Source organism: Nocardia sp. CA-107356, assembly GCF_050946365.1.
Classification (GTDB): domain Bacteria; phylum Actinomycetota; class Actinomycetes; order Mycobacteriales; family Mycobacteriaceae; genus Nocardia.
The window spans coordinates 8,759,141-8,784,178 of record NZ_CP191992.1; the positions used below are offsets into that span (position 1 = coordinate 8,759,141).

Annotated in this window: 29 protein-coding genes and 1 tRNA gene; 12 read left to right on the forward strand and 18 right to left on the reverse strand. The window is 66.0% G+C overall.

All coding sequences use genetic code 11. The annotated features are described in order from the left end of the window. Positions 1–45: 45 nt before the first annotated feature. Positions 46–119 (reverse strand) — tRNA-Met (locus tag ACQP1G_RS39545). A 100-nt stretch (positions 120–219) separates the two neighbouring features. Here ACQP1G_RS39545 and ACQP1G_RS39550 point away from each other — a divergent pair. After that, complete coding sequence (locus ACQP1G_RS39550) at positions 220–633, forward strand: VOC family protein (RefSeq protein WP_433194804.1); 414 nt, start codon at positions 220–222, stop codon at positions 631–633. A 1-nt stretch (position 634) separates the two neighbouring features. Here ACQP1G_RS39550 and ACQP1G_RS39555 read toward each other — a convergent pair whose 3' ends face one another. After that, on the reverse strand, positions 635–1,375 hold the full coding sequence (locus tag ACQP1G_RS39555) for a hypothetical protein (RefSeq protein ID WP_433194806.1): 741 nt from the start codon (positions 1,373–1,375) through the stop codon (positions 635–637). A gap of 34 nt (positions 1,376–1,409) precedes the next feature. Next, entirely contained in the window at positions 1,410–1,898 is a 489-nt protein-coding gene (locus ACQP1G_RS39560) for a MarR family winged helix-turn-helix transcriptional regulator (RefSeq protein ID WP_433194808.1), read from the reverse strand. An 80-nt stretch (positions 1,899–1,978) separates the two neighbouring features. On the opposite strand from ACQP1G_RS39560, the gene ACQP1G_RS39565 reads away from it, so the two are divergent. Continuing rightward, entirely contained in the window at positions 1,979–3,196 is a 1,218-nt protein-coding gene (locus ACQP1G_RS39565) for an FAD-dependent oxidoreductase (RefSeq protein WP_433194810.1), read from the forward strand. A gap of 67 nt (positions 3,197–3,263) precedes the next feature. Here ACQP1G_RS39565 and ACQP1G_RS39570 read toward each other — a convergent pair whose 3' ends face one another. Continuing rightward, on the reverse strand, positions 3,264–4,829 hold the full coding sequence (locus ACQP1G_RS39570; RefSeq protein ID WP_433194812.1) for a flavin-containing monooxygenase: 1,566 nt from the start codon (positions 4,827–4,829) through the stop codon (positions 3,264–3,266). A 69-nt stretch (positions 4,830–4,898) separates the two neighbouring features. On the opposite strand from ACQP1G_RS39570, the gene ACQP1G_RS39575 reads away from it, so the two are divergent. After that, a complete protein-coding gene (locus ACQP1G_RS39575) occupies positions 4,899–5,939 on the forward strand; it encodes an AraC family transcriptional regulator (protein ID WP_433194814.1) in 1,041 nt (346 codons plus the stop codon). Here the strand turns inward: ACQP1G_RS39575 and bla are convergent. Beyond that, complete coding sequence (gene bla, locus ACQP1G_RS39580) at positions 5,923–6,852, reverse strand: class A beta-lactamase (RefSeq protein WP_433194816.1); 930 nt, start codon at positions 6,850–6,852, stop codon at positions 5,923–5,925. The two genes, ACQP1G_RS39575 and bla, sit on opposite strands and share 17 nt — an antisense overlap. A 435-nt stretch (positions 6,853–7,287) precedes the next feature. On the opposite strand from bla, the gene ACQP1G_RS39585 reads away from it, so the two are divergent. From ACQP1G_RS39585 to ACQP1G_RS39605, 5 genes are all read left to right on the forward strand, one after another. After that, positions 7,288–7,992: a flavodoxin family protein gene (locus ACQP1G_RS39585; RefSeq protein WP_433194818.1), complete on the forward strand. Its 705-nt coding sequence runs from the start codon at positions 7,288–7,290 to the stop codon at positions 7,990–7,992. Positions 7,993–8,150: 158 nt separating this feature from the next. After that, positions 8,151–8,543 carry a PPOX class F420-dependent oxidoreductase gene (locus tag ACQP1G_RS39590; protein WP_433194820.1) on the forward strand — a complete coding sequence of 131 codons (393 nt, stop codon included), beginning with the start codon at positions 8,151–8,153 and terminating at the stop codon, positions 8,541–8,543. A gap of 94 nt (positions 8,544–8,637) precedes the next feature. Then, a complete protein-coding gene (locus ACQP1G_RS39595) occupies positions 8,638–9,183 on the forward strand; it encodes a YdcF family protein (RefSeq protein WP_433194822.1) in 546 nt (181 codons plus the stop codon). Between the two features lie 106 nt (positions 9,184–9,289). Then, entirely contained in the window at positions 9,290–10,882 is a 1,593-nt protein-coding gene (locus ACQP1G_RS39600; protein WP_433194824.1) for a GMC oxidoreductase, read from the forward strand. A gap of 10 nt (positions 10,883–10,892) precedes the next feature. Then, positions 10,893–11,612, forward strand: coding sequence for a VIT1/CCC1 transporter family protein (locus ACQP1G_RS39605; protein WP_433194826.1), 720 nt, complete (start codon positions 10,893–10,895; stop codon positions 11,610–11,612). Between the two features lie 44 nt (positions 11,613–11,656). Here ACQP1G_RS39605 and ACQP1G_RS39610 read toward each other — a convergent pair whose 3' ends face one another. The 3 genes from ACQP1G_RS39610 to ACQP1G_RS39620 form a co-directional block, all read right to left on the reverse strand. After that, entirely contained in the window at positions 11,657–11,815 is a 159-nt protein-coding gene (locus ACQP1G_RS39610) for a DUF6131 family protein (RefSeq protein WP_433194828.1), read from the reverse strand. An 11-nt stretch (positions 11,816–11,826) separates the two neighbouring features. After that, a complete protein-coding gene (locus tag ACQP1G_RS39615) occupies positions 11,827–12,300 on the reverse strand; it encodes a hypothetical protein (protein WP_433194830.1) in 474 nt (157 codons plus the stop codon). Between the two features lie 296 nt (positions 12,301–12,596). Continuing rightward, on the reverse strand, positions 12,597–13,622 hold the full coding sequence (locus tag ACQP1G_RS39620) for a DUF418 domain-containing protein (protein WP_433194832.1): 1,026 nt from the start codon (positions 13,620–13,622) through the stop codon (positions 12,597–12,599). A gap of 113 nt (positions 13,623–13,735) precedes the next feature. Between ACQP1G_RS39620 and ACQP1G_RS39625 the strand changes: the two genes are divergently transcribed. Together ACQP1G_RS39625 and ACQP1G_RS39630 are read left to right on the forward strand one after the other, a co-directional pair. Then, a complete protein-coding gene (locus tag ACQP1G_RS39625) occupies positions 13,736–14,206 on the forward strand; it encodes a MarR family winged helix-turn-helix transcriptional regulator (protein WP_433194834.1) in 471 nt (156 codons plus the stop codon). Next, the gene (locus ACQP1G_RS39630; protein WP_433194836.1) at positions 14,203–14,574 is read left to right on the forward strand and encodes a DUF5313 family protein; all 372 of its coding nucleotides are present in this window, start codon (positions 14,203–14,205) and stop codon (positions 14,572–14,574) included. The genes ACQP1G_RS39625 and ACQP1G_RS39630 overlap by 4 nt, the downstream gene beginning before the upstream one ends. A 4-nt stretch (positions 14,575–14,578) precedes the next feature. Here the strand turns inward: ACQP1G_RS39630 and ACQP1G_RS39635 are convergent, their stop codons facing one another. From ACQP1G_RS39635 to ACQP1G_RS39645, 3 genes are all read right to left on the reverse strand, one after another. Further along, a complete protein-coding gene (locus ACQP1G_RS39635; RefSeq protein WP_433194838.1) occupies positions 14,579–15,235 on the reverse strand; it encodes a response regulator in 657 nt (218 codons plus the stop codon). Between the two features lie 22 nt (positions 15,236–15,257). After that, on the reverse strand, positions 15,258–16,427 hold the full coding sequence (locus ACQP1G_RS39640) for a sensor histidine kinase (RefSeq protein WP_433209198.1): 1,170 nt from the start codon (positions 16,425–16,427) through the stop codon (positions 15,258–15,260). A gap of 82 nt (positions 16,428–16,509) precedes the next feature. Continuing rightward, positions 16,510–17,733, reverse strand: coding sequence for a cytochrome P450 (locus tag ACQP1G_RS39645; protein WP_433194840.1), 1,224 nt, complete (start codon positions 17,731–17,733; stop codon positions 16,510–16,512). 228 nt (positions 17,734–17,961) lie between these two features. Between ACQP1G_RS39645 and ACQP1G_RS39650 the strand changes: the two genes are divergently transcribed. Beyond that, positions 17,962–18,513 carry a TetR/AcrR family transcriptional regulator gene (locus tag ACQP1G_RS39650; RefSeq protein WP_433194842.1) on the forward strand — a complete coding sequence of 184 codons (552 nt, stop codon included), beginning with the start codon at positions 17,962–17,964 and terminating at the stop codon, positions 18,511–18,513. Positions 18,514–18,658: 145 nt separating this feature from the next. Here the strand turns inward: ACQP1G_RS39650 and ACQP1G_RS39655 are convergent, their stop codons facing one another. The 6 genes from ACQP1G_RS39655 to ACQP1G_RS39680 form a co-directional block, all read right to left on the reverse strand. After that, the gene (locus ACQP1G_RS39655) at positions 18,659–19,540 is read right to left on the reverse strand and encodes an aminoglycoside phosphotransferase family protein (RefSeq protein ID WP_433194844.1); all 882 of its coding nucleotides are present in this window, start codon (positions 19,538–19,540) and stop codon (positions 18,659–18,661) included. 60 nt (positions 19,541–19,600) lie between these two features. Then, complete coding sequence (locus ACQP1G_RS39660; RefSeq protein WP_433194846.1) at positions 19,601–20,371, reverse strand: hypothetical protein; 771 nt, start codon at positions 20,369–20,371, stop codon at positions 19,601–19,603. Between the two features lie 172 nt (positions 20,372–20,543). After that, entirely contained in the window at positions 20,544–20,717 is a 174-nt protein-coding gene (locus ACQP1G_RS39665) for a hypothetical protein (protein ID WP_433194848.1), read from the reverse strand. Positions 20,718–20,734: 17 nt separating this feature from the next. After that, positions 20,735–21,823 carry a calcium:proton antiporter gene (locus ACQP1G_RS39670; RefSeq protein WP_433194850.1) on the reverse strand — a complete coding sequence of 363 codons (1,089 nt, stop codon included), beginning with the start codon at positions 21,821–21,823 and terminating at the stop codon, positions 20,735–20,737. A gap of 61 nt (positions 21,824–21,884) precedes the next feature. Further along, positions 21,885–22,280, reverse strand: coding sequence for a nitroreductase/quinone reductase family protein (locus ACQP1G_RS39675; RefSeq protein ID WP_433194852.1), 396 nt, complete (start codon positions 22,278–22,280; stop codon positions 21,885–21,887). An 83-nt stretch (positions 22,281–22,363) separates the two neighbouring features. Next, entirely contained in the window at positions 22,364–23,167 is an 804-nt protein-coding gene (locus tag ACQP1G_RS39680) for a transglutaminase-like domain-containing protein (RefSeq protein WP_433209201.1), read from the reverse strand. A gap of 100 nt (positions 23,168–23,267) precedes the next feature. On the opposite strand from ACQP1G_RS39680, the gene ACQP1G_RS39685 reads away from it, so the two are divergent. After that, positions 23,268–23,936, forward strand: a complete 669-nt coding sequence (locus tag ACQP1G_RS39685) for a phosphate signaling complex PhoU family protein (protein WP_433194854.1) — start codon at positions 23,268–23,270, stop codon at positions 23,934–23,936. A gap of 94 nt (positions 23,937–24,030) precedes the next feature. On the opposite strand, the gene ACQP1G_RS39690 is transcribed toward ACQP1G_RS39685, so the two are convergent. Then, on the reverse strand, positions 24,031–24,978 hold the full coding sequence (locus ACQP1G_RS39690) for a LysR family transcriptional regulator (protein ID WP_433194856.1): 948 nt from the start codon (positions 24,976–24,978) through the stop codon (positions 24,031–24,033). Between the last annotated feature and the right edge of the window lie 60 nt (positions 24,979–25,038).

The following is a 25,038-nucleotide window of genomic DNA, read 5'->3' on the forward strand; positions in this document are numbered from 1 at the left end:
GGCCCGGGCCAGATCGGTGAAAACCGTTCTGGCCCGGGCCGCTTGTAGCGGGGACAGGATTTGAACCTGCGACCTCTGGGTTATGAGCCCAGCGAGCTACCGAGCTGCTCCACCCCGCGTCGGTAGAAGCAACGCTACAGCATGGGTGCTGTTGTTACCTAAACGCCTGGTGGGGCGACATAACCGGCGGGTAGTCGGGGTGGGTGCGAGCATGGGGACATGCCTATTGCGACGAGTGCCATTGCTCATGTCCGGCTGACGGTTTGCGATATTGATCGGTCGCGGGCCTTCTACGAGAAGGTGTTCGGGTGGCCGGTCGCGCTCGAGGTGCCCGCGGATGCGGATGCGGCGACGCGAGAGCAGCTCGGGTTTCTCTTCGGTGGGGTGATCTATCGGATGGAGCACGGGATGATCGGGCTGCGACCGGTCGGCACCGATAGCTTCGACGAAAACCGGGTCGGGCTCGATCATCTCGCGTTTCCACTCGGATCCTTGGCCGAATTGGAGTCTGCCGCAGCACATCTCGATGCGTGCGAGGTCGCGCGTGAGGACATCAAGGACATCGGGTTCAGCTATATCCTCGAGTTCCGTGACCCGGACAATATCGCGCTGGAGCTGATCGTCCGCAAGTAGGTCAGGCGGCGTTCGCGACCTTCTGGACCGCGGCGACGAAGAACTGCTCGAAAGCGGCCTTGTCGAGCGAATCCTGGAGCGCGGCAACGCGTACCGCGACCGTCGTCCCCCGCACCTCCGCATAACCCATATACGCGGCCGTGGTCATCGGACTGCCCGTACCCGCGGTCGCGGTACTGCTCACTTTGTAGGCAATGGCGTTCGCGCCCTTCAGTTCCTGGGGCATCGGTTGATTCTCGACGTGCTCGGTGGCGGTGACCTGCTGACCATCCACCGTCGAGGTCATCTGGACCTCACCGCACCGCTTATTGCCATCGGTGATCCGCTGCAGATTTCCGGTCCGGCTCGAGATGAACTCCATGAACATGACGCTCGACTTATCGGTCGCCGCCGCGATCGACGACTGCCCGAGCAATTCCTTGGTCGCCGCACCCAGATCCTGCTGCGTGGACCCGCATTCCGCCGGTGTAAAGGTGGCGTTCTGCTGTATCGCGGAGATATCGCCGACGGCCGACTGGAGCTTATCCTGCGGCAGATCCAGTTTCGTTGTGCCCGAGGGGAATTCGGCGGGAGTCAGCATCAACTGTTCGCGGGAGGTGGTGGGCGCCGGTGAATTCCAGCGATCCGCCGAGTCCTCCTTGCCGCTACATCCGGCAACGAGCATCGCCCCGGCCGCCATTGCCACTACCAACCGTGCGTTTCGCGGTGTGATCATGTCGGTGATCATGTCAGCATCGGCCATGGGCAATCCTTAACGCCCACTTGCGGAGCGCAATTCAGCGCTCGGGCAAATCCGCGATTCGGGTGCGGTGGCGGTCCTGCAGTTCGCGTGATCGGCGCAGATAGTCGAGGACAGTGCGCAATTCGGCCGCGCTGTAGCGGGCCACCTCCCCCGCACCTTCCTGTGCGATCGGGCCGTAGATCCGCATGACTTCGGTCAACGCCTTATCGGTGATCCGGATGACGACCTTGCGCCGGTCACCCGGTTCGGGATGGCGCACGACGTAGTCGAGTTTCGCGAGACGGTCCAGCATGGTGGTGACGCTGCCGCTGGTCAGACCCAATTCGGCGGCGAGGGCCCCGGGGGTGGATTCGCCATGGAAGAGGGTTTCCAGACACCGCAGGTCGGTGCGGTTGATGCCGAGATGGATCGCGGCGGCCCAATCCACGTCATCGACCGCGACCTGTAGCGCCTGCGCCTCGCGGCCGACCTGCGCACGCAGTTCCGCCAGCTCACCCGACTCTTCGGATTTTTCTCTTGACATTCAAGCCTCTTGATCGTCAAACTACTAATGTCTTGATAATCAAGATACAGCAGAGTCAAGAGAGAGTTCGGGGACACACCATGAAGAAGGCACTGATCATCGGCGGCGGGATCGCCGGACCGGTCACCGCGATGGCGTTGCTGCAGGCGGGCTTGGAACCCGTCGTCTGCGAGGCCTACGAGGAGGCGGCAGCCGGACAGATCGGCGCATACCTGACGGTCGCGGTGAACGGACTGTCGGCACTGGCGCTGCTGGACGCGCATCATGTGGTGACCGAGATCGGGCACCCGACCGCCACACTGTCGTTCTGGACCAGCGCGGGCAAGCACATCACCGATATGCCGATCGGCGGCACACTGCCCGACGGAACCGTCACGCACAGCATCAAGCGCCGCGATATGTATCGGGCGCTCAATGCCGAGGCAACGCGACGCGGGGTGCGATTCGAATACGGCAAGCGGCTGGTGGATGCGACCTCGACCGCCGATGGCGTCCGCGCAACCTTCGCCGACGGCACCGCGATCGAGGCCGACATACTGATCGGTGCCGATGGAATCCGGTCCCGGACCAGGGAAATCATCGACCCGACCGCGCCGAAGGCGCACTTCCTCGGCATCTACGGACTCGGTGGGTTCGTCACCGATCCGGCCCTGCACCGGGAACTCGGGCTGCGCCCCGGCGTGTACAACATGATCTTCGGGAAGAAGGCGTTCTTCGGGTACTTCGTCGCGCCGGACGGCGAGATCTGGTGGTTCGCCAATATGCCTCGGACGCAAGAGCTTTCACCGGAGGATTCGGCCAGTACGGAGCACTGGCGGGCCCAACTGGTCGAGTTGCTGTCGGCGGATCGCGGTCCTGCGGGTCGGATCGTCGCCGCCACCCCCGATGACACCTTCGTATCCGCCTTCAACCAGTACGACATGCCGACGGTCACCACGTGGCACAACGACAAGATGGTCATCCTCGGCGATGCCGCGCACGCGGTGGCCTCGTCGTCCGGGCAGGGTGTGTCGATGGCCGTGGAAGATGCTTTGACGCTGGCTATCTGCCTGCGCGATATTCCGGACACCGCGACCGCATTGGCCGCCTTCGAGGACCGCCGCCGCGAACGGGTGGAGAAAGTGGTCGCCCACGGCGCGGAAACCAGCGGCGACAAGGCATCCAGCGGGCTGGGCCGCCTGCTGGTCCGCCTGCTCACTCCCTATTTCCTGAAGAAGGCCGCCAAAACCGGTGTCGCACCGCTGAACTGGATGTTCGACTACCGAATCGACTGGACACCACAGCCGGTACAACGGTGACGCAAACCGCGTGACGACCGCGCACAGGGCGCACCTTATGCGAGGTATTCACTGGATATGCGACAGCTCAGTGGACAACCGAGAGGTCGGCGTGATGAACGGCCGAATGCGGCGTCGGCTCCAGGGTCTTGTGCAGGCTGGTGCGCATCGTGGTGGCCGAATCGAGCAGATAGTTCTGCCGCACCTTCCACGGATGCCGATCACCCTGCCGGGGAAAGTCACCGATCGAGCGCTGGATGTAGCCGGAGGCGAGGTCGAGCAGCGGGCGCTCATCGAGTTCGCCATCCGGCTTCGGCACCACGGCCGCATAGCCGTTGCGGTCCAGGTGATTGATGACCTTGCAGACCAGCCGCGAGGTGAGGTCGGCGCGCAATGTCCAGGAGGCATTGGTGTAGCCGATGCAGACCGCGAAATTGGGTACGCCGGTGAGCATCGCCCCCTGCCAGACGAACTGCTCGGAGAGCCGCACCGGCTGCCCGTCGACCTGTGGGGCGATACCACCGAAGGCCAACAGCTGCAGTCCGGTCGCGGTGACCACGATGTCCGCCTCCAGAATTCGGCCGGACGTCAACCGGATCCCTTCGGGTACAAAGGTTTCGATGTGATCGGTGACGACCTGGGCCTGCCCCTTCTTCATGGCCTTGAAGAAGTCGGCATCCGGTACGGCACACAGCCGCTGATCCCACGGGTCGTAGTCCGGCGTGAAGTGTTCGGCAACGGCGTTGCGGTCCCCGAGGATTCGGGTCGTCAAGCCGGTGAGCAGTGTGCGGGCGGCCGCGGGACGGCGGCGGCAATACTGATAGAAGCCGATATTGAACAGGATGTTCTTGGTGCGGATCACGCGGTGCGCCAACTTCGGCGGCAGCAGCTCGCGGATCTTGTCGGCCCGCTTGTCCCGGGCCGGGACGGCGCTGATCCAGGTCGGCGAGCGCTGCAGCATGGTCACCAGATCGGCCCGGTCGGCCATGGCGGGCACCAGCGTGACGGCCGTCGCACCGCTGCCGATGACCACGACCCGTTTGCCGGTGTAGTCGAGATCCTCGGGCCAGAACTGCGGATGCACGACCTGCCCGGAGAACGAGTCGATGCCGGGAAATTCTGGGGAATTCCCCTGGTCGTAGTTGTAGTAACCGGCGCAGGCATAGAGGAAGCCGCAGGTCAGCGTGCGCCGTACGGTGTCACCCGCGCCGTCGCGCTGCTCGAGGGTGAGCGTCCAGCGCGCCGATTCGGTGGACCAGTCGGCGCCGACCACCTTGGTGCCGTAGCGGATGTGTCGGTCGATGCCGAACTCCGCGGCGGTTTCCTCGACGTAGCGCAGGATCGACGAACCGTCGGCGATCGACTTCGCGTCCCGCCACGGCTTGAACGGGTAGCCGAGGGTGAACATATCCGAATCCGAGCGGATTCCGGGGTAGCGGAACAGATCCCATGTCCCGCCCAGTGCCGCGCGCGCCTCCAGCACGGCGTAGGTCTTGCCAGGGCATTCGGTCTGCAGGCGGTACGCCGCGCCGATGCCGGATAGTCCAGCGCCGACGATCACGACGTCGAGGTGTTCCGGAACGACCGCGGTCTCGGGCTCACCCGTCGCCCGACCACCACCCCTCGTCGAATCGCTGCGCGATGCTGGCGTCATGACTCCAGTCTGCGAGGGCACCCGACCAGATTCTTGACTTTGCGCGACAAGTATTTGATTCTGAGCGACATGTCGGTGATTCGGTCCGCGGGGCTGCGCGGGTTCCGCGCGACGGTGGCCGAACTCGGCGGAAATGCCGAGGAGTTCGCCATCGCCGTCGGGCTGCCGATCGCCGCCCTCGACGCCGACGATCTGCTGGTACCGGATCAGGCGGTCGGCGCGGCGCTGGAGTTGGCGGCGCAGCGACTCGACTGTCCCGATCTCGGCCTGCGGATCTCGCGGCGGCAGGATCTCGATATGCTCGGCCCGCTGGCGCTGGCCATCCGGAATTCGCCGACCCTCGCCGACGTCCTCGAATGCTGTTCGCGCTATCTGTTCCTGCACGCGCGCTCGCTGAGCCTGACGCTTGTACCCGACCCGTACGGCGATCGCGGCGTCATCGCACTGCGCTACGGGATCCAGCCGGGCCTGCCGACACCGGTCCAGGGCACCGACCTCGGGCTGGCCTTCGTGCACCGCACCTTCCAACGACTGGTGGACGAGCGGTACGGGCTGCGCTCGGTCGAGCTGCCGCACCGGCCCGCCGCACCGATTCGGATCTATGAGGAGTTCTTCGGCGCGCCCGTGCGGGTCGAGCGTCCCGCGGCGGCATTGCGTATTCCGAGCCGCCTGGCGTCTCGGTCGCTGAGCGGCGGCGATGAGAATCTGCACCGATTGGCCATGGCATTCCTGGCCGAACAGTCCGGCGGCGCGGATGCCTCCATCGTGCCGAAGGTCCGCGCCGCCGCCCAACAGCTGCTGGGTACCACGCCACCGGAAATTACCGCGGTCGCAAGGCTTTTGACGATTCATCCGCGCACCCTGCAACGTCGGCTCGCCGCAGAGGGCAGCTCCTTCGCGACCATCCTGGATACCGTCCGCCGTGACGAGGCCCGCCGCTACCTCACCACCACCGATATGCCGATGAGTCAGGTCGCCTCACTGATCGGACTGTCCGAACAGGCCACCTTCACCCGATGCTGCCGAAGATGGTGGGGCACAACGCCTACCGCCGTTCGGCGCGAAGTGGCGCAGCAGCGGCCGCCGACCGGGCTCACCGAAGCGACGTGACCGCCTCCTTGCCGGCCTCTGCGACCAATGCGTTATCCGCCTTGGCATCTGGACTGGAGTGGGTGGTCAGTACGGCGACCACGATCGGCGCCGCGCTGGCGGTGGGCCAGGTGACGGCCACATCGTTGGCCGATCCGTAGTCGCCGGTGCCGGTCTTGTCGCCGGTCTTCCATTCGGCGGGCAGGCCAGCGCGAATGCGGCTGCCGCCGGTGGTGGTGGCGACCAGCCACGCCGTCAGCCGCTCACGCTCCGGCGCGGCGAGTGCGTCGCCGACCGTGAGTGCCCGATAGTCCGCCGCGATCGCGGCGGGCGTTGTGGTGTCCCGTTCGTCGCCGGGGATGGCAGTATTGAGCTGCGGCTCCCAGCGATCCAGCCGGGAAACCTGGTCGCCGATGGATCGCAAGAACTGGGTCAGGGCCTGCGGGCCGCCGAGCAGTTTCAGCAGTTCGTTGCCTGCGGCGTTATCGCTGCGGGTGATCGCGGCATCGCACAATTCCGATACCGACATTCCACTCTCGATCCGGGTACCGGTGACCGCCGAACCGCCCGCGGCCGCGATATCCGCCTCCGTGAAATGGATGATCTGGTCGAAATAGCCAGTGGCGAGCGGATGTTCGCGCAGCAGCGCGGCGCACGCCAACGTCTTGAAGGTCGACATCATCGCGAACCGCTCGTCCTGGCGGTAGCCGACGGTCCTTCCCGAACCGGTATCGATGGCGAAGACGCCGAGCCTGGCCTCGTGTTGTTGCTCGATGGCGGTCAACTGGACCGCGGCGCTCACCGTGGTCGGCGCAACCGGGGCCGGATCCGCCGACTCGGCCGCACAGGCGCCGATCAAGGGCAGCAGCGCCATCGTCAGCAGGACGGACCTCGCGCGAGCCGAGGCCGGTCCGCTTCTACCGATCTTTGTCATGGCGACACGACAACACAGGGCCGGTGCGACTGTCCAAGACCAATGTGTCCGAAAGTCGATATCACAATCGATATCGCCGCAGCTCAGATCGCATATTCAGCGCGATACCTGCTCATGGTTGCACCGGGCTCCGATCCGGGCCCGTTGCTACGGTGACCGGTGCGGATCAGCGTCGGATAGTCGAATAGTGAACGAGCCGATCGGCGGATCTGCGCGTAACTCCCAAGCCCGGGAGGTAGGGTAAGCGAAATTTTCAGTATTGGGTGAGGTCTGCGAGGCACGCGGCCGTGGTCGCCCGGCACGCTCGGTTGCCGGTGCGCCCGGTCCGAGCCCAAATCTGACGTAGCTCCAAGTCGGAATGATCAGGTCTGACAAGTCCGTGACATGCCGGGCGCGCTCCTTGTCGCGGCCAGGGCACCGGCCGACACTTCGGAGATGACCACCTTCGACGATCTTCGGGCGCTGTTCATCAACTGCACGCTCAAGCGCTCCCCCGAGCCGAGCAATACGCAGGGTCTCATCGATGTCAGTGCCCACATCATGGCGAAGAACGGGGTCCAGGTTTCCCATATTCGCGCCGTCGATCACGACATCGCGACCGGGGTCTGGCCCGATATGACCGAACACGGATGGGCCACCGACGAATGGCCGGCGCTGCAGCAGCGGGTGATGGACGCCGACATTCTGGTGCTGGCCGGACCCATCTGGCTCGGCGACAACAGTTCGGTCACCAAGCGCGTCATCGAACGGCTGTACGGCAATTCGTCGATCCTGAACGAGCGCGGGCAGTACGCCTACTATGGCCGCGTCGGCGGCTGTCTGATCACCGGCAATGAGGACGGCGTCAAACACTGCGCGATGAATATCCTCTACAGCCTCCAGCATCTCGGCTACACGATTCCGCCCCAGGCCGACGCGGGGTGGATCGGCGAGGCCGGACCGGGTCCGTCGTATCTGGATCCCGGCTCCGGCGGGCCGGAGAACGACTTCACCAATCGCAATACCACCTTCATGACCTGGAATCTGCTGCATCTGGCCCGGATGCTGAAGGACAACAGCGGCATTCCCGCACACGGCAATCAGCGCTCCGAATGGGAGGCGGGATGCCGCTTCGACTTCGAGAATCCCGATTACCGTTAGGGCTCAGCACTTTTCCTCGCCCGTGTCATCGGCAGGTCCTTCCGGTCTCGAGGCCTCGAAGAGGTAGACCGACCGGGCACGGAAAAAGAATTGCCGTACCCGATTCCTTTGCGCGATCACCTGGGTCTACCTATCCGAACACCCGCACAAGGAGACCCATGATGAAACTCGATGACACTGTCCGTGAACTGATCGATGGCCCGCATGCCGCGATCCTCTCGACACCGAATGCCGACGGCCGCCCGCAATCCTCGGTGATCTTCGTAAAATACGAGGACGACACCGTGCTGTTCAGCACCATCAAGGGGCGACTGAAGACCCGCAATATGCTGCGCGATCCGCGGGTCAGCCTGGTGGTATCGAGCCGGACCAACGGTCGCTATGTAGAGATCCGCGGCCGGGTGGAGATCAGCGAGGATCCGGACAAGACGCTGTTGTACGAGATGTACGGCAGGTACATGGGCGGGGCCACCCCACCGCCGGAGCCGGAGGCCGAGCGGTTGATCGTGCGGATCACGCCGGAGAAGCTCTACGCCTTTCCACCATCCTGATCGGCGGTCGTCCTGTGTCACAGCGAGATTCGGCGAAACTCGTCCCGTAGCGCGCCGACGTCGGCGGTGGGTGGATTTCGGTATCGTCGGATTCGTGCGCGGCCTACGACGAGCTGGTTTGCTATTCGGCGCACTGCTCGTCCTGGTCGCCGTCCTCGGCGTGGCCGGTCTGCCGGTATATGTCCACCCGCAGACCGATCCGCTGCGCCGGGCCGACGCGATCGTGGTGTTGGGTGGCACGGCGTATGAGCGTTTCGATGTCGGCCTCGATCTCGCCGAACGCGGATACGCGCCGCAACTGCTGATTTCGCGGTCCACCGGCGAGCACGATTCGGTGATGGACCGGTACTGCGCACCCCGGTTCGAGTTCGCCGTCAGCTGTTTCGTGCCCAATCCGTGGACAACCGACGGTGAGGCGCGCGAGATCGGGCGGCGGGCAAGGCTTTACGGCTGGCGGCACATCATCGTGGTGACCTACACCCCGCATGTGTCGCGGGCCAGGTACATCGTGAGTAAATGCTTCGACGGTGAATTGACCATGGTGGCCAGTCCCAGTGACGGCGGCCCGAAGTTCTGGACTTGGATGTACATTCGCCAGTCCGCGGGCTACGTGCGCGCGTTCTTCAGCCGAGGATGTTGAACCGCGAACGAACGGATATCCGGTCTCCTACAGTGAACGAGACACTCGCGCGGGGAAGTGGTGGGCGCGACGTCGGGGTCCATACGGTCGTGGGAGAGGACCGCCGTTGCGAATCGATGACTTGCGAGCGGTCGGCGATGACGCCCTCACCGCCGATGTCTGCGTGATCGGATCCGGGCCCGCCGGGCTGACCATTGCGGCCGAGCTGGCCGGATCACCCTTGCGCGTACTGGTACTGGAGAGCGGCGGCCCAACCGCGACCGAGGAGATCGACGCGCTCGCCGATATCGAGAATGTCGGCGCGCGCCGGGCACTGTTGGATCGGGCCGCGGGTGACCGGATCCTCGGCGGCGCCTCCCATACCTGGAGCGGGCGCTGCGGTCTGCTCGACGACCTCGATTTCCGCCGCCGCCCATGGGTTTCCGGTTCCGGCTGGCCGATCGGCGCGCCCGATCTCGAACCAGTTCTGGCGCGCGCAGCCGAGCATATCGGGATCGGCTACGGCAGCGGATTCACCGATGATGCGTTCTGGGAGCTGGCCGGTCGCAGCCGACCCGAGCGCTCCCTCGACCCGACCCGATTGCGACCGTATTTCTGGCAGATCAGCCGGGATCCAGTGGATCCGTTCGACTGCAAACGATTCGGCGCACACGTGAAAGACCTTGTCGCACCGAATGTCCGAGTGCTCATCAATGGCACCGTCACCCATATCGACACTGATCCCGAAGGCGCACGGGTGGTTTCGCTGCAGGTCGCCGGTGCCGATCCGCGGCCGCGAACGGTGCGCGCGAACATCTTCGTGCTGGCCACCGGCGGTATCGGGAATCCGCGTTTGCTGCTGGCATCGCGGCGGATCGTGCCCGAAGGCATCGGCAACCGGCATGACATGGTGGGGCGCTATCTGATGGATCACCGCTGCGGCGCGGTCGGCGCGTTGGATCCGGCGGTAGCGGACAGTGTGCTGGAGCGCTTCGGCAAATACGTGGTGAAGACGCCGCACGGCAAACACACCTTCCTGCACGGCGTCGCATTGTCGCCGAAGATCCAGGAGACCGAGGGACTGCTCAATTGCGCGCTGTGGTTGCAGGAGGTTCCGGCCGAGGACGATCCGTGGCAGTCGGTGAAGCAATTGCTGCGCGGGCGTGGCGATCGGCATGATGCGCGGGTCGCGGTGAGTCATGCCGGATTGCTGCTCGCGGGCGCGCGGCGCAGGCTCATCCAGCACACCGGACTGCCGCACAAACTCGATCGAATCGAATTGCGCTGCATGGTCGAACAGCTGCCCAACCCGGACAGCCGCATCACCCTGACCGACCGCACCGACCGCCTCGGAGTGCCGCTGCCTCGGGTGGACTGGCGGGTGAATCCGCAGGAAGACAACACCGTGCGGCGGGCGGCGGAGTTGGCTGTCGAGGAGTTCGCCCGGCTGGAATATCCGATGCCCGCACTGTACGAGTGGGCGCGCATGGACAGCACGCTCCCGCCGGTGCTCACCGATTGGGCGCATCCGACCGGGACCACGCGGATGTCGGCGGACCCGCGCGCGGGCGTAGTCGACCCCGACTGCCGGGTGCACGGTGTGGCGAATCTATTCGTCGCGGGCAGTTCGGTATTCCCGACCACCGGCCATGCGAATCCGACCCTGACGATCGTGGCGCTGGCGGTCCGGCTGGCTGATACTTTGCTGGCTTTGGCATAGTCTGCGGCGTATGCAGACGCACGGTGCACCGCACCCGCACGAGCCACACGGTGCGGGCCTGACGTCCCGGTTGAACTGGTTGCGTGCGGGGGTGCTCGGCGCGAACGACGGCATCGTGTCGACTGCGGGTCTGGTTGTCGGTGTCGCCGCGGCCACGACGAGCAGTTCGGCCATCTTCACCGCGGGCATCGCCGGACTGACCGCGGGCGCGATCTCCATGGCTGTCGGCGAATATGTTTCGGTCAGCACCCAGCGGGATTCCGAGCGCGCGCTACTCGCCAAGGAACGCACCGAACTCACCGAAGAACCGGAGTACGAGTTGACCGAACTGACCGACATCTATCGGGCGAAGGGACTCTCACCGGAGACGGCACGCAAGGTGGCCGAGGAATTGACGGCGCATGATGCGTTCCTCGCCCACGCCGAGGCCGAACTCGGATTGAATCCGCACGCCCTGACCAATCCGTGGCAGGCGGCCATCTCCTCGGCGATCTCGTTCATCCTCGGTGCGCTGCTGCCGCTGTTGGCGATCATTCTGCCGCCCACCACGGCTCGGATCCCGGTGACGTTCGCGGCGGTGCTGGTCGCGCTGGCGATCACCGGATCGGTCAGCGCCCGCCTCGGTGGTAGCAATCGAGGGCGGGCGGTGCTGCGGGTGGTGATCGGTGGCGCGCTGGCGATGGCGGTCACCTATGGCATCGGTCAATTGGCGGGCGTCGCCGGGGTATGAAATATGAACGGGCCGAAGCTTTCGCCTCGGCCCGTTCACTTCGGTCAGTAGTAGTGTCGTCGACCGCCGATCGGGCGGTGGCCCACCGATCCGACGAGTGCGAGTACCGCGCCGATGAGCAGCAATATGATTCCGGCGGTGGTCAGCAGTGAAATGCCGAGCAGATACCCGACAATGAGGAGTATCAAACCGAGGACGATCATGGTCTTTTCCTTTACTTGGTCGTTTTGACCGTTGTGCGGCCGGATGTTTCGACCGGCGCCGCCCCGGCGGGCTGGCGCATGAACCTATTCCAGCTCCGGGCCGGCTTACCGCCGGGCGGCGGGGTGACCGGCGCAGCGGGCCCGGCGGCAGGTGGCGGAGAGCCGGCCGGTGGCGCGGCTCGACGCTCGGTCGCCTTTTCCTTGGCCGCCAGTTCCTTGCGCGACCGTCGCAGGTCCCGACGTGTGGCGCTGCTCCGGCGGGAACTGCGCCAGACACCCGCGAGCAGCAGGCTCAGGCCGAGCATCCCGATCGCACCGATCGCCATCCCGTAGAGGAAAAGTTCCCCCGCCGAGGCGGTGAAGTGATAATCGAATACCCCGAAATCGCTTGATGATGTACGAACTTCGCCCGTATTGGCCGCCACTCCGGCAACGCCGATAACTACCGCGCCGATGAGAACGACGAGCCCGATGATAATGATCATGACAATCCCGCTGTACTGGTTGACATTACTGTCTGGCTATGCCCGGTAATTCGAGAATCAAACACCAAACCCGACGCGGCGCTTGAAGCCGGCCGATTCGGTTATGCTTCGCGGCGGCCAGCACCCCCGACCCCGAAAACGCCTCGACCACACCGTATGCGGCGAAGGGCAGCACCGCTGACGCTATGCCGAGTCGCCGAGCCAGTGGCTCGGCCAGATCGTGGCGAGGAGTAGGACGAACATCAGCACCAACTGGTCCATGACCGTCCAGTCTGCGTCGGGTTGCGGAGATTTCCCTAGCGCCCGCGCCCATACGGCGCTGCGAGTTTCCGGCGTTCCTGTCGCGTCAGGCGGTTGGGCACCACGTGCCACCAGGTCACACACCGCCAGACCCATTCGAGCGGGCCGTAGCGGAACCAGCGCAGCCAGTAGTAACTCCACAGCGCCTGCACCGCGATGATCGCGGCGGCCAAGCCGAGCAGTATGCCGTAGCGGTTGGAATCGGACAGGCCGAGCCACGGGTCGGCCGCGAGGATCAGCGCGGTGGCCGAGAGGTAGTTGGTCAGCGCCATTCGGCCCATCGGCTCGAGCACTTCCGCGAACAACTCGCCGGTCTCGGTGCGCAGGAAGAGCAGGACTCCGGTGAGATATGCGAGCGCGCCGAGCAGTCCGGCCACCGGCGCCGCGCTGCCGGTCCAGAGGTCGGCGTACGGCGTGCGGAACTCCCACACCCCCGCGACCACCGCGGCGGGTACGGCCAGCGCGAATACCGCGGCAATCTGCCAGCCGCGGTCCCACAAGTCCTCGGCGAGGCCGAAACGGTCGGCGGCCAGGCCGAGCAGGAACAGACCGGGCACCAAGCCGAACCCGCCGCCGAGCGTGACCGCCACCCCGATCGTGCCGACCAGCCCGGCGAGCAACAGCAACCAGCGCGGCAGGCCCGCCGCGGGCAGCAGAATCACCAACCCAGCGATCGCGTACGGCAATAACGCCTCATCCGGCTGGAATACATGGTGGATCAGGCCGAGGATTCCGAGGCCGACGAGCCGGCGCGCCAGTACCAGCCGGGGGCGATCGATGCGCTGAGCGGCGGTGTCGAGGAGCAGCGAAAAGCTCAACCCGAACCCGAACGCGAAGATCGGCAGGAACCGGCCCTCGACCAGCACCGTCAGCCCATGCCGTATCGGATCCACCGTCCCGGGCTCGATCATGGCCCGCATATCGGTGAGTTGCCAGATATCGACGATCAGAATCCCGCACACCGCGACGCCGCGCACGGCGTCCAGCTCGTGGATGCGCGGGTTCGCGCAGTCGGGATCCATATATGCACGCTAACGATGCCTTGCTCGCCGATCCTGCTCATACGACGCGTGTCACAAATGGTTCATGCACTAACTATTCATACGCTAAGCTAAACGACGACCTAGGAGGAGCCATGGAGATCGACGATCCGCTGCGACTGGATCGGCAGGTGTGTTTCGCGCTGGCCGTGGCCAATCGCGCGGTGCTCGGTGTGTATCGGCCGCTGCTGGAACCGCTCGGACTCACACATCCGCAGTATCTGGTGATGCTGGCGCTGTGGGGTGAGGCGCCGATGTCGGTGAAGGCAATCGCCGAGGCGATCCAGTTGGATTCGCCGACGCTGTCACCGCTGCTCAAGCGGTTGGAGTCGGCCGGGTTGATCACCCGTGGCCGCGATAGCCGCGACGAGCGGAACCTCGTCGTCGATCTGACGCCGGCCGGAGCGCAACTGCGCGAACAGGCCGAGCAGATCCCACCCGCGGTGGTGCAGCGACTCGGGGTGACCTTGGCGGATCTGGAGGAGTTGCACGAGGTATTGACCCGGGTCAACCAGGCCGCGCGACGGTCGGTTGCCCCCACAACATCAACAGGAGTGCACGCATGAGCCCTCGGCCCGATCCCATCCAGTGGCTCGGCTACGCCTTCGGGCGGCGCCTACCGGATTCGTTGCGCGAGTGGGTGCGCAATGACCTCACCGGCAGGTATGCGACCCCGCGCCACATCGTGCGCGGTTTGGTGCCGTTCACTCCGCTGTTCGCCGTATTCCTTTTGTTTCCAGGGGAATTGTGGTTGCGCGGGTCGATGGTGCTGCTCGCATTGCTGCTCGCGCTGTTCTACACAGCGGCCTTCATGCCGATGAATCGCGCGCATCGACTGGCAAAGCATGGGCTGCCAGCGGATCTGGAGAATCCGGAGCGGGCACGGCGGCGGGCCCTCGAACGCGCGAGATATGCGGCGCAGCATCCACATTGAGGACTCACCGCTGACGGCCGTTCGTCACGCCGAGCACGGCGAGTCGAACCCGGTTGGCGGCACCGGTTTTCGTCATCAGATTGCCGATATGCGTTTTGACCGTCGTGACGCCGAGGTGCAGGCGCTCGGCGATCTCGGCGTTGGATAGACCCGTCGATACCAAGGCGAGCACTTCGGCTTCGCGTTGGGTAAGTCCTCGCGGTGCGAGGAAATCATCGTCCGAGGCGGTCGCCCGCCGTGCGGTCACCGCCGAATCCACCAGCCTTTGCAGGACGGCCTGAGTGAACGGCGACTCACCCGCGGCGGCGCGGCGGATGCCATCGAGCAGGTCGGTGGGCGAGGCGTCCTTGACGAGAAATCCGCAGGCCCCCGCCGCGAGCGCGGGATACAGGTGGTCATCATCGTCGAAGGTCGTCAAGACGACGATCCGGATCGATGGTCGCGTCGCAAGAATCCGTTCGGTGGCTCGAATTCCGTCCATTCCCGGCATGCGCAGGTCCATCAGGATGACGTCGGGCATCGTCTGCTCGACCAGGCGCACGGCGTCTCCCCCGCTGGCCGCCTGCCCGACGACCTCGAGTTCGTCATCGGTCTCGCAGAGCATGCGCAGCCCGGCGCGGACCAGTTGCTGGTCGTCGACGATCAACACTCGAATGGTCATGGCCGCAGGCTTTCCCGAATATTCATGATGCCACCCGAATCGCGGGCGGCAAGGATGCGTCGAGTCGCCAACCGGAATCACCGGGCCCGGCGACGAACTCGCCGCCCAGCAACTCCACGCGTTCGCGCAATCCGACCAATCCGAGGCCGTGCGATGAGCCGTTCGCTGCCCGCATCCCGTTGTCGCACAAAACGAAATCGACCATGCCATCCGTGCGTGCGGTGATGGTCAGCCGAGCCGTTGCGCCCGAACCCGCGTGCTTGACCACGTTCGCCACGCCCTCTTGAGCCAAGCGCAGCAATGTCAACGCCCGCAGCGCATCCACTTCCGTCACGGCGTCATCGACCTTCACCTCCACGAGGGTCCCCAGCTGTCCGGCCCGCTCCGCGACGGTGGCGACCGCTCTCGGCAGATCCGTTGGTGCGATGAAGGATTCGCCAGCCAACGCCGGATCCCGCAGCACGGAGACCAGCAGCCGCAGGTCGGCAAGGGTTTCGGTGCCGCTGGCGTGGATATCGTCGAGCACCTCCCGCACCGCGGGCGACGCATCCGGCACCGCATGCCGGGCCACACCCACCCGCAGCACCGTGGACGAGACGTGATGTGCGATCAGATCGTGCAATTCCCTGGCGATGGCGGTCCGCTCCATAGCCCGCGCGGCCGCGATATCGGCCTCCCGACGTTGCGAGAGCCGTCCCGCCGCCCGCCGGGCCCGATCCGCACCCTCACGCGCGGCGCGCAGCAGATGTCCGATCACCAGCGGCGCACCCGCCATCACGAGTGCCCGGTAGCCGGTCGCGGCGATCTCACCCGCCGGGTGCAACAGATACGCCCCGCCCAACGCACCCGCCGCCACCCACGGCTGCCACCCACCGCGGCGTGCCGCGAGCTCGATGAGCGCGATGGCGGCAGCCACTTTCGGCACCAGCGGGCCCGTGCCGCCGATCTCGAAACCGAGCACCAACAACCCGGTCACCAGCAGTGATGTCGCGAACGGCCATCGAATACCGCCCGCCGTCGCGCATACCGCGAGCAGACCGATGACCCAGTCCACCGGACCGGGCGCATCCGAAAGCAGCAGCAGGCAGCCGATCGCCGATGCCAACAGCACCCCGACCCGAACCGGCAGGGCGCGCCTATCGAGCATCCAGTCCGCGCCCCTGGTCATACCCGAATCCACCACGCAGACCATGATGCCCGGTCGGTGTGGACCTCGACTCCTTCCGTTGGAGGAGGTCTGTCCTCCCAAAGGCCCGTCTCACACCTTGCGGCTGCTATTCGACAATGAGGTCGAGGCGGTGGTGGCGGCGCACGGAGATGCTGGGAACCCATTGGGCCGCATCGGGATCGGGTGCCAGTCGGAACGCCGCCGTCCGAGCCAGCAGGGTTCGGAGCGCCACGCGGGCCTCCAGTCGGGCCAAAGTGGCGCCGACGCAGAAGTGGATGCCCTTACCGAAGGCCAGGTGATTGCGCTGGGCCGGGCGGTCGAGGCGGATTTCGCCGGGGGCGGAGAAGACGGCGGGGTCGCGGTTGGCGGCGGCCCACAGGAGGAGCAGGTGACTGCCCGCGGGGAGATCGGTGCCGCCGAGCGTGGTATCGCGGACGACGTGGCGGTGGTGGGCACGGAAGGGGGATTCCAGGCGCAGGGCTTCCTCGAGGAAGGGAGTGAGCAGGTCCGGATCCGTGCGCAGGCGGGTCTGGAGGGTGGGATCGGTAGCCAGGATACGAGTTGCGTTACCGATGAGACCCGCGGTGGATTCGCCGCCGGCGCCGACCAACTGGAGGAGGATCAGGACGGCGACATCGCTGGTGAGTTCGCCTGCGGCACAAGCCTTTGCGAGATCGCCGAGGAGATTGTCGTCGGGGCGGTCACCGGCTCGGGCGAGTTGGCGGTGCAGATAGCCCGCCAGTTCGGCGGCGGCGGTTACCGCAACGACCAGACGGTCGGTGGTGACCACACCGTCGAGGAGTTCATTGCTGATATAGGCCCAGGCGAGCAACTGGGGAAGGTCGTCATCGGGCAGGCCGATCAAGCTGGCGACCAAGGTCATCGGCAGTCGGTCGCCCATGGCCGACATCCATTCGATGCGTCCGTCACCGAGACCCTGCGCCCACAGGCGATCCGCGGTGGCAGCGATGGTGGATTCCAGTGCGCGAATGCGTTTCGCGACGAGGGCGGGCAACACCAGTTTGCGGTGGGCCTGATGGGTCGGGTCGTCGCCGGTGGCCAGGACGTGGATCGCCTGTCCCCCGCCGTCCAAGTCGAAGACCCCGGCCGAACCGTCGGGTTGTCGCACCAGGGTCGCCGTGAGGTTCGAGGAGAAGTCGGCGGGGCGAGTGGTCGCCTCCATCACCAGATCCCAACGGCTGACCAGGTAGAAACCGGTATCCGCGATGGGGTACACCGGGGCGTCGGTACGCAGTCGGTCGTAGAGCGGGTACGGATCGTCCAGCAGCCCGGGGTCGAACAGGTCGATGTCATCCAACGCGCGGGTCATTCGCTCCGCCTTTCCGACGCACGATTTCTACTTCCACACACCAGATTTCGCGGCGTCGAGCACCCACGTCAATAGCCTGGGAAAACTGAGAAACCGGCACAGATCCGCAGGTCGCGCCCTGTCTCGAGACGTGCCGCCCACCTGCAGCTCTGCTGGGAAAACCATCTAGAATGTCTCACTCTGAGACAAAATTCTTCAACCGTATCTGCCGGAGAATGGGAGTTCGCGATGACCGGTCAGCCCGATTGGCTCGCTGGCGGCCACCGCCGCGACCTCGCCATCGAGCGCATCCACGCCGCCGCGGCCGATCTCATCGCACGCAAGGGCATGGCCGGACTGAATATCGATCTCGTCGCCGCCGACGCTGGCTGCTCGCGCGCCACCGTCTACCGCTACGTCGGCGGGAAGTCAGCCTTGCGCGATGCCGTCCTGGCCACAGCCACCGCCCGTATCGCCGAAACCATCGGGCACTCCGCCGCCGCCCACACCGGCCCTGAACGCATCACGCACGCGATTCTCTCGGCCCTGACCACCGTCCGCGCCGACCCGGTCGCCACCGCCTTCCTGGCGACGATCAGCCCCGCGGAGGTCGACGAATACCTCGCGAACAATCCCCGATTGGCCTATGCCGCAACGCAACTCACCGGAATCGAGGACAACCCGATCGCCGGACAATGGATAGTCCGCGTCGTCCTCTCGTTATTGTTCTGGCCCGCAACCGATCCGGCCACGGAGCAAACGCTCGTCGAACGATATGTCCTGCCCGCCTTCGGTGCGTAGAGCTCACCAGTAGCGACGGCGGGCGGTGCGGCGGGCGGAAAAGTTGGGCGGCCTCATCTCTGTTGGCCTGGGGCGGAGGCGGTTTCGCCAGGGCGCGTCGGCCGGGCGGGTGGTGTGGAGACGTTTTCTTCGCATCGCGGAGGTGTCAGCGCATAGCCCATGGGGCGATGGCTCGGACAGCGGGCCAGCCGAAGTCCTCGGTGTCTTCGCCTTCGACGAACCAGAGCCAGTTCTGCACGGCGCGGACCAGGGTCCAAGCGCGGGCGCGGTCCGGATCGAGGCCGGCGATCTCGACGACGGTCGCGAAGCGGTCGTCGAGGGTGGATTCGGTGCGGCGGTTCCAGAGCAGGGACAGGGTGGCGAATTCGAGGTCGCCCGCCAAGGGCTGCGGGTCGATGACGAGCCAGGGTTCGCGGGTGCCGCCGAGCACGTTTTCGTAGTGCAGGTCCTCGTTCACCAGGAGACGGTCCGCGCTCGGGCCGAGTTGTGCGCAGACCGCTACCGCGGCGTCGAGCAGTGTGCGCGGGAAGGGCGCGCCCAAGCGCTGCCAATCCCTCGGCAGTTCCTCGACCAGACGCTCGGCTTCGGTGCGCAGGTCGCGCGAGATGCCGGGTGGCGCTGGGATGGCGAGCCTGCGCAGCAGCTCCGAGATGATCTGGACCGCGTCGTCGATGGGCTCGAACTCCAACGACCTGGTGGGGTCGAGCCGTTCGAGGAGCAGCGCGCCGTGCTCGGCATCGCTATCGAGTAACCGCACCGCGCCATTGCCCTGCCAGGCCGCGAGTGCGACCGGTTCGTCCGTGGTCTCGGGGGTGCGATAGCCGAGTTTGAGCACCGCCCGAGCGCCATCGGCCCGCACCGCGGGCAGCACCAAACCGCCGTAACCATGCATGAGCTCGCCCTCGAACCGAAGCTGCCACCGCTCGGCGAAGCGGGCCGCGAGCTCCGGCAGACCATCCACCCACACCCGCGCCGCGGGCTCCATCCTGGCGAGACGATCGGCAAAGAATTCGGGGACGACAATCACCAACCGAGCATCTCAGCCCTGTCGAACGATTTTCCCGCCGACGACCCGAGCGACCGGACGCTACGGCAGACCCGGTAGCGGCAGTCCCGGTAGCGGCAGCGGTGGTATCGGCAGTTGCGGTATACCCGGGATCGGATTCTCCGGCGGCGGTGGCGGATCGGGAACTGTGTTCTGTGGCGGATCGGGAACTGTGTTCTGTGGTGCGGGAACTGTGTTCTGTGGCGCTGGAACTGTGTTCTGTGGCACGGGCACCGTGGTTGGCATCGGGATGTCCGGAACCGGTTGCTGCGCGGGCGGGCCCGGTTCTTGCGGAATGCAGATCCAGCGGCCGTCGGCGGCCAAGCCCCACTGCGCGACGATGCTGCCGTATGAGCAGTCGTCGCCGACCTGGTGCTCGGGGCGGGCCTGCTCCTGAGGGACGCGGGCTTGTTCCTGAGGGACGCAGATCCACGCGCGGTCCGGCGACAAGCCCCATTGCGCCACCACGCCGTCGTGGGAGCAGTCATCGCCGACCTGGTGCCGCTCGCCGCCCTGCACCAGGGGTACACAGATCCATAGGCCGTCACGCAGGTCCCACTGGGCGACGATATTGGCGTGCGAGCAGTCGTCGCCGCGCCGGTGCGCCGGTTGCGTGGCGGTCGGCGGGCGATTCGATGGCGGCGAGATCCGAGGCGCGGGGGCCGGGCGGGCAGCGGTCGTTACCGTCGCGGACATGGACTTAACGGGCGAGGTCGGCGCATCCTTCTCCGAATCCGGATTCGACCGCAGCAACAGCGCGCTCGCGACCACCAGCGCGAGAGCGGCGACGATGACAGCCGCGACGGTTACCATGCGCGTGCTATCGGATCCGCGATCGCCGCGGGGTCGCACACCGCCGGGTTGCACCATCGCACCGCCTTCGTGCCGAGTAGGGACTACCTTCACGAAAAGCTCTGCTGGCAGGCTACCGAAGTCGCGGCCGGAAAGATCAGCTTTCGTCGCACGTGTTCCCCCAGCTAGCGCCCTATTTGACGCCGATGCGCACCTTGACGGCATCATCGCCGGTTTCGTGCAGCGCTCGGCCGATCAGGCTGCTCAGGTCGATGCGCGGCGCACTGGCGGTGCCCGCGATCGACTTGCCGAGCGTTCGATGCTCGCCACTTACTTGCCATTCACCCCGATCAGCACAGTTATTCATGGGTTCGGTCATACCGACTAGGGGCTAGCGGCGAGGAACACGAACGCAGAGAACAGGGCCACGTGTACGCCGCCTTGGAGCAACGTGGCCCGGCCCGGCACCACCGTCAGCACGCCGACAACGACCGTCAATGCGAGCAGCACCATCTGCGTAGCACCGAGGCCGAGCACCAGCGGACCGTCTAGCCAGATGGTTGCTATGGCGATCGCCGGGATGGTCAGGCCGATGCTCGCCATCGCGGAACCGAGCGCGAGATTGAGACTGATCTGAACCTGATCGCGGCGCGCGGCGCGCACCGCGGCGAGGGTTTCCGGCAGCAGCACGAGCAGCGCGATGACCACGCCGACCGCGGACTGCGGCAGACCCGCCGAGGCGACCGCCGATTCGATCGACGGCGACACCACCTTGGCCAGACCGACGACCGCGACGAGCGCGACCACCAACATGGCCAGGCCGAGCAAGGTGGCACGCACCGAAGGACGCTCGCCGCGCTCGGCGACCGCGCCGTCATCGGACTGTTCGACCGGCAGGAAGTCGCCCGGATGCCGCACCGTCTGCACCATCACGAACAGCACATATAACGACAGCGAGGCCACGGCGGCGAACGCCAATTGCGCGGCGGAGAACTCCGGACCCGGCTTGCTGGTGGTGAAGGTCGGCAGCACCAGACTGAGTGTGGACAGGGTCGCCACCGTGGCAAGCGCCGCGCCGGTGCCCTCGGCATTGAATACCGCTACCCGTCGGCGGACCGCACCGACCAGCAGCGCAAGCCCGAAGATGCCGTTGCAGGTGATCATGACCGCGGCGAAAACGGTATCGCGGGCCAGCGTCGCGGACTTCTCGCCGCTGGTCACCCACATCGTGACGATCAGCCCCACCTCGATCACCGTCACCGCCACCGCGAGCACCAATGATCCGAACGGCTCCCCGACCCGATGTGCGATGACCTCGGCGTGATGCACGGCCGCGAGCACCGCGCCGGCCAGCGCCGCGACCACCACGACCACACCGATACCCGGCAGCGATCGTCCCCAGGTGACAGCCAGAGCGGTCGCGGCCAAGAGCGGGATGAATACGGTCCAGCGGGAAGTCAACACACGGATCATGACTTCCATCGTGTCAGCAAATTATTCGCATCCGCTGGGCCGACGGCGATATCGCCGCGCGTCAGTCGTCGAAATCGATCCGGACGGTGAGCAAATCGGTGCCGACCAGGCGAACGGCCGCGCTGTTGGCCTTGGGCAATGTCTGCAGCCGAGCGCGCGGATCATCGTCCGGCAGCAGATGCGCGGTGCCGGTATGCCAATGTCCGTGCAGCCGCACTCGAACCCGATTGTCGGCCTTGATATTCCGGATGTACTGCGAGCGCTCACCGAATTCGGATACGAGCCAGAACTCCTTGCCCACCCGACGACCGCCGATCGGCGTGATACGCGGCTGCCCACTCACCCGCCCCACCGTCTCGAGCAACTGCTGCGTCGGCAACCTGCGCAGCATCGGATTCCCGATCCGCCGCTGCAACGTCGTCACGACCCGGTGCTGAACATCGCGCAGATTCGCCATCCCTCGACGCTACTCCCGGCTGGATCGAGATCAGGTGGAACTGCGGCCGAACGGCGTGCCGACCTGGCTCGACCCGGTCTCGGTCAGACGATCGAGACGGGGTCGACACCGTTGTCGAACGGCAGGAAGCCGTCGATGATCGCATTGACCCACATACTGTTCACGAAGACCTCGCCGCCGTGGTTGTCCATGAACGCGGTGTCGGAAGCGTCTCTGCCCGTGGCGATTCGGACCAGCGATGAGCGCGGGGCCAGACCGGTGGCGTCGAATACCCGCCACACCCCGTCGATATATGCCTCGGCGACGGCGTGGAAGTCCATCGGATAGAGGCCGGGCGCATATACGGCGACCACTCGCGCTGGCACCTTCACCGCGCGCAGCAGCGCCACCACGAGGTGGCTGAAATCGCGGCATACGCCAGCGCCGCACAGCAATGTCTCCACCGCACCGTCGATGGGGTCGCTGCTACCGGCAACGTAGCTGAGGCGTCGGCGGACCCAACCCGTAACGGCCGCGGCGAGCTCGGCGGGCGCCGCATTGCCGTCGAATTCGGCGGCAGCGAAACCGAACAGCTTGTCGCACTCGGCGAATCGGCTCGGGCGCAGGTAGACCGCGATGTCGTAGTCGGAGGCGGTTTCCGGGTTCGCCACGCCGAATACCGTTGCGTTGTAGTGCACCCGCAGATTGCCTGCGCCGGTGGCGAATTTGTGGATGCGGGTGCCGTGCGGGCCGGATATCTCCTGCGGCCAGATCGTGCGACCGTCCAGTTCGAAAACCAGCGACTCGGTCAACTCGAGCCCCGGCTGCCCGGCCACGGCCAGTTGGAACTCGAGCGTGGTCGGCGCGGTGATACCGATATCGAGGTGGGCCGAGACATCGCGCTTCACCTCATAATCCTGCCAGTCCGAGCGCCGCGGCCTGCGTGTTCCGGCCAAGGTGGTGACCGAGTCGAGATTCATGTACTGAACAGAGCGGCGATAAGCGACAATGTGCCAAGTGCGGACCCAGTTCACTCGCGAGCTCGTCGCGTTGACCAATGACTTGACGCTGATGTGTCGGCTCGCCCACGATGCCGCCGAGCGCGTCACCGCTGCGCTCGGCGACGCCGATCTCGCCGCCACCTACGAAGCCTTCGCGCTCGACGAGCAGCTACAGAAGATGTACTCGGCCTGCGAGGCCAGGACGGTGGTGCTGCTCGCGCTGCAGGCGCCGGTCGCGCGTGATCTTCGCCACGTCGTCACGGCGATCCAGATCGCCGGTGAACTGTCTCGGATCGGCGTACTCATCAGCCACGTCGCCAACCAGGTCTACCAGTACCATCCGGAACCCGTTGCACCCCAACCTGTTATGGATACCCTCACGGCCATGGGCCGTCTGGCCGCGCACTGCACCGCCCTCGCGGGTGAATCGGTCGCCACCGGGCGCCAGTCCGCCACTCCCGAATCCGGCCCTCCCGCAATGGATCAGCTCCACCAGCAACTCCATTCCGCCCTCGCCGACCCTACCCATACCCATCCCACCGAAGCCGCCATCGTTATCGCCATGGTCGGCAATAACCTGGAACGCTGCATCGACCACACCACCCGCATCGATCGCCTGATCCGCTTCCTGGACACCGGAATTCCCCCAACCGCCCAACCTTCCGACGCCGGATAGCAAGGTCGGGCGGTCATGTCTACCGGCAGGTGAGTTGGTCCCCGATGTGGCATCAAGAGCGCCGACTCGGCAACATGCCCTCCTCCCGGTACGGCTAGGCGGGCGAGGAGCCCGCGTGTGCGGCCTCAGTGCTCGGCCCGGTGCGGCGGGCAATGGCGTAGAGGTCGCGAGCGGGGCCCGTCAGGCGCTGGCCGGAGGGCCAGATGGCGCGTAGGGTTCGGGTCAGGTCCAGGCCGGTAATGGTCGGGGAGGCCAGCGTGCCCGCGGTGATTTCGGCTGCTACGGCCAAGGAGCTGAGGACCGAGGGGCCGACGCCGGAGGCGACCGCGGTTTTGATCGCGGTGGTGGAGGAGAGTTCCAGGGCGACCGTCGGTTCCCACCCAGGAATGGCCCGCGCGACAGCGTTTTCGAACCAGGTGCGGGTGCCAGAACCGGTTTCGCGTTGGATCAGCGGGGTCGCGGCGAGGTCGGCGAGTTCGACCCAGCCGCGGCGCGCCCAGGGGTGCTGTGGGGCGACCACGACGACCAGCCGGTCGCGGGCCACGGTATGGCTTTCGAGGCCGCGGAAGTTCTGCGGACTTTCGACGAAGCCGATGGCATCCTTGCCGTCGAGCACCGCCTGGGCCACCTCGACGGAATTGCCGGACTCCAGCGCGATGGCGGTGTCGGGTGCGGCGGTGCGCAAGGTCATCAACCAGCCGGGGAACAGGTATTCGGCGATGGTTTGGCTGGCCGCGACGCGCAGGTGCGAGTCGCGTTCGGCGCGCAATGTGTCGATGCCCGCATCCAGTTGCCCGGCCGCGTCGATCACCCCGCGTGCCCATTCGGCGATCAACGCACCGGCCGGAGTCGGCCGCGACCCCAGGGCACCGCGCTCCAGCACCGGCACGCCGACCAGCTTCTCCAAGTAGCGGATGCGCGAAGACGCCGAAGGCTGGCTGATCCCGTGCGCTCGCGCCGCTCGGCCGAGGCTGCCCAGTTCGATAACCGAAAGCAGCAGGTCGAGCGCGGCCAGATCCGGGACACGCGGCGATAGGGGCATAGAACGAGTCTATGCACCCATAGGAACACGGTGGCTACTGGACGCCGACGACGCCGACGA

Coding starts and splice junctions, on each gene's coding strand:
- ACQP1G_RS39590 (WP_433194820.1), top strand. CDS start 8,151: ATGATGAAACTCGATGACACTGTCCGTGAACTGATCGATGGCCCGCAT.
- ACQP1G_RS39585 (WP_433194818.1), top strand. CDS start 7,288: ATGACCACCTTCGACGATCTTCGGGCGCTGTTCATCAACTGCACGCTC.
- ACQP1G_RS39630 (WP_433194836.1), top strand. CDS start 14,203: ATGAGCCCTCGGCCCGATCCCATCCAGTGGCTCGGCTACGCCTTCGGG.
- ACQP1G_RS39650 (WP_433194842.1), top strand. CDS start 17,962: ATGACCGGTCAGCCCGATTGGCTCGCTGGCGGCCACCGCCGCGACCTC.
- bla (WP_433194816.1), bottom strand. CDS start 6,852: ATGACAAAGATCGGTAGAAGCGGACCGGCCTCGGCTCGCGCGAGGTCC.
- ACQP1G_RS39640 (WP_433209198.1), bottom strand. CDS start 16,427: ATGGTCTGCGTGGTGGATTCGGGTATGACCAGGGGCGCGGACTGGATG.
- ACQP1G_RS39610 (WP_433194828.1), bottom strand. CDS start 11,815: ATGATCGTCCTCGGTTTGATACTCCTCATTGTCGGGTATCTGCTCGGC.
- ACQP1G_RS39690 (WP_433194856.1), bottom strand. CDS start 24,978: ATGCCCCTATCGCCGCGTGTCCCGGATCTGGCCGCGCTCGACCTGCTG.
- ACQP1G_RS39570 (WP_433194812.1), bottom strand. CDS start 4,829: ATGACGCCAGCATCGCGCAGCGATTCGACGAGGGGTGGTGGTCGGGCG.
- ACQP1G_RS39615 (WP_433194830.1), bottom strand. CDS start 12,300: ATGATCATTATCATCGGGCTCGTCGTTCTCATCGGCGCGGTAGTTATC.
- ACQP1G_RS39560 (WP_433194808.1), bottom strand. CDS start 1,898: ATGTCAAGAGAAAAATCCGAAGAGTCGGGTGAGCTGGCGGAACTGCGT.
- ACQP1G_RS39645 (WP_433194840.1), bottom strand. CDS start 17,733: ATGACCCGCGCGTTGGATGACATCGACCTGTTCGACCCCGGGCTGCTG.
- ACQP1G_RS39670 (WP_433194850.1), bottom strand. CDS start 21,823: ATGATCCGTGTGTTGACTTCCCGCTGGACCGTATTCATCCCGCTCTTG.
- ACQP1G_RS39575 (WP_433194814.1), top strand. CDS start 4,899: ATGTCGGTGATTCGGTCCGCGGGGCTGCGCGGGTTCCGCGCGACGGTG.
- ACQP1G_RS39555 (WP_433194806.1), bottom strand. CDS start 1,375: ATGGCCGATGCTGACATGATCACCGACATGATCACACCGCGAAACGCA.
- ACQP1G_RS39620 (WP_433194832.1), bottom strand. CDS start 13,622: ATGGATCCCGACTGCGCGAACCCGCGCATCCACGAGCTGGACGCCGTG.
- ACQP1G_RS39660 (WP_433194846.1), bottom strand. CDS start 20,371: ATGGTAACCGTCGCGGCTGTCATCGTCGCCGCTCTCGCGCTGGTGGTC.
- ACQP1G_RS39635 (WP_433194838.1), bottom strand. CDS start 15,235: ATGACCATTCGAGTGTTGATCGTCGACGACCAGCAACTGGTCCGCGCC.
- ACQP1G_RS39665 (WP_433194848.1), bottom strand. CDS start 20,717: ATGAATAACTGTGCTGATCGGGGTGAATGGCAAGTAAGTGGCGAGCAT.
- ACQP1G_RS39675 (WP_433194852.1), bottom strand. CDS start 22,280: ATGGCGAATCTGCGCGATGTTCAGCACCGGGTCGTGACGACGTTGCAG.
- ACQP1G_RS39605 (WP_433194826.1), top strand. CDS start 10,893: ATGCAGACGCACGGTGCACCGCACCCGCACGAGCCACACGGTGCGGGC.
- ACQP1G_RS39565 (WP_433194810.1), top strand. CDS start 1,979: ATGAAGAAGGCACTGATCATCGGCGGCGGGATCGCCGGACCGGTCACC.
- ACQP1G_RS39685 (WP_433194854.1), top strand. CDS start 23,268: ATGTGCCAAGTGCGGACCCAGTTCACTCGCGAGCTCGTCGCGTTGACC.
- ACQP1G_RS39625 (WP_433194834.1), top strand. CDS start 13,736: ATGGAGATCGACGATCCGCTGCGACTGGATCGGCAGGTGTGTTTCGCG.
- ACQP1G_RS39550 (WP_433194804.1), top strand. CDS start 220: ATGCCTATTGCGACGAGTGCCATTGCTCATGTCCGGCTGACGGTTTGC.